Here is a 233-nt window from a genome sequence, read left to right on the forward strand (position 1 = left end):
CCTGTAGCTGCATCCAGTTTGATTGCACCAGATTGAACACCGCTGTTGTCTATTTTGCTGTTACCTACAGTCAAGCTACCTGTATTGGACAATGCTATATTGTCATTCAGGTTGTATTTGTAGGTGTTGCTTGCAGCATCATACGTTGCTGTGGTGTTGGTGCCGTTGGCAAAGTTGACGGTATCGCCCAATGCCAGTTTATCTGCCGTACCGCCGTTCACTGCAAAGCCTAA

The 233-nt window shown here is 46.8% G+C and carries 1 protein-coding gene; it reads right to left on the reverse strand.

The window, feature by feature from the left end:
- Positions 1 to 221: hypothetical protein (locus tag EXE09_RS18685; RefSeq protein ID WP_228257238.1), on the reverse strand; the 221-nt coding region annotated here is incomplete at its 3' end.
- Positions 222 to 233: the final 12 nt, after the last annotated feature.

The sequence above is a fragment of the Acinetobacter sp. WCHAc060025 genome (assembly GCF_004209355.1).
Classification (GTDB): domain Bacteria; phylum Pseudomonadota; class Gammaproteobacteria; order Pseudomonadales; family Moraxellaceae; genus Acinetobacter; species Acinetobacter wuhouensis.